A 1817-nucleotide genomic window follows, 5' to 3' on the forward strand; every position below is an offset into this window, starting at 1 on the left:
ATGCGGAGGGCCGGATTCGCCCTTGACCAACACCCGCCAAAGGTGCGGAAGAGTCGTCAAGGGCGACGGGGACAAAAAAGAAGGCAATAAGAAAGCCGCCCTTGCCATGACCGAATTTTACCTTTGGCGGTGTTCGGTTGGTCAAGGGTTCGCTTCGCCGAATCCGGCAGGAGTTCTGTTCAACGGGCTCCAGAGGACAAAAAAGTCAGGCCGCCTCTTGTTGGAGAAACGCTTGTGCCATGGCGATCAGCTTCGTCCACCGGGCCGGCATATGCGGAAGATCCGCCAGTTCCGGGATGACGACCGGCACCCGGCCTTCGAGCGCGCTGTGTGGGCGCAGAAAGTTGAAATACGCCACAAACAGCGTCACAAAGGACACCGAGCCTTCTTCCGCACCAAACCCATGGGTCGGGCGGTAGTTGCCTTTAAAGGTCCGGTTGAATCGCTCGATGATCTGCTTGAGAGGGCGAAACTCTTCCGAGACCGGATCCTCATTGGTCAGCCCGATCACTTGGCGGACGTCAAATGAAATCCCGTGTTGGGCGAAGAAGTGTTGCGCCAGCAGATAAATCGGGTTGCCATCCACGACGAACGACAAGTCGTCTGGGAGGGACGCTAGCTTCCTGAGGACATCATCGATGGCCTTGATGGCCGAGAGCGTGTCCCGGTTGGGCGAGACGCGATACGACAGCACGATCTTTTTGACGGCGTCAAACATAAAGAACAGGTAATGCCAGCGCCCTTTGACGCGAATATACGTCTCGTCCCCGCAAAACGAACCGGACAGCTCATACGGGAACCGGTCGACAAAGGGCTTGATCCAAAGCGCGACGCTGTTGGCGTAGTTGAGCACCGTCTGATGGGAGATCGAGACGCCATGGATGTCCTTCATGGCGGCGGCGGTCTCCCTCGAGGACATCCCAAAGTTGACGTAGTACGTCAACACGAGCCCCAACACGTGCGGCGACGCAGCCAGCCGGGACAAATCGACCTTCGGCTTGATGAGCGACGAGGAAGCCAACGGGAGAAAGTCAAACAAGAACTCTCGAAACAAATACCGCACCTTGAAGGCTTGAGGATCCTGTTGAAACTGTTGGCGCTCCTTCTTCGTCATCCGGCGAAGGTTGGCCTGGTAAAACGGGCAAGCGTTGTTCTTGCACTTATAGATGTTGTATTCTTTGCGTTCCTTGATTTTTTCCAGCGTCTTTTTGCAGTGCGGGCAGCGAAAGACCGCTTGCTTGGTGAACCGATTTCGGTGGTTGAACCGGCACTGGCACACTTTGCATTGGTATTGCCCTTTTCCGCCGTTATTGGCGTACAGGTAAGAAGAGGGAGCCTGGCAGCGAGGGCAGGTCAACGAATCCGGAACACGGTGTTTCGCATTCGCGCGGCGCTGGATGGGCCGTAAAGGACGTCCGTGCTGGGCTTCATAGTCTGCCAACAGCTTCCGGTAATCAAGGGTTTCCGGCACATCGATGATCGGAAGGTCATCGACCTGAAGTTTCCGGTACGGCTTTTGGATGGGTTCGTCCAAGTCCTCGAGATTCAAGGATTTTCCCACGATCACACCCATCAAATACACAATGATTTGATATTGGGTCTTGATTATTTCGAGCAAATAGGCTAATAATTGAGGTAACAAAGCTTGTCACTCCTTTGTTTTGGCTGTTGGGTGTCGTTACCTCAATGATGGCCGAAAACAACGGGGGTGGCAAGCTTTTTTTCTTCCAACCGTTGAAACTCAAGGGAAAACCGTGAGTGTGGAGGATAAACTTTTGACAATACCAACGAATTAAGGAGGGTGCTGATTATGAAGG

1 protein-coding gene is annotated in these 1817 nt (G+C 53.9%); it reads right to left on the minus strand.

The annotated features are described in order from the left end of the window. Positions 1 to 205: 205 nt before the first annotated feature. Positions 206 to 1642, minus strand: coding sequence for a DDE-type integrase/transposase/recombinase (locus tag ACFPOH_RS11075; RefSeq protein ID WP_047817981.1), 1437 nt, complete (start codon positions 1640 to 1642; stop codon positions 206 to 208). Between the last annotated feature and the right edge of the window lie 175 nt (positions 1643 to 1817).

The sequence above is a fragment of the Ureibacillus suwonensis genome (genome assembly GCF_042655065.1).
Lineage (GTDB): Bacteria > Bacillota > Bacilli > Bacillales_A > Planococcaceae > Ureibacillus > Ureibacillus suwonensis.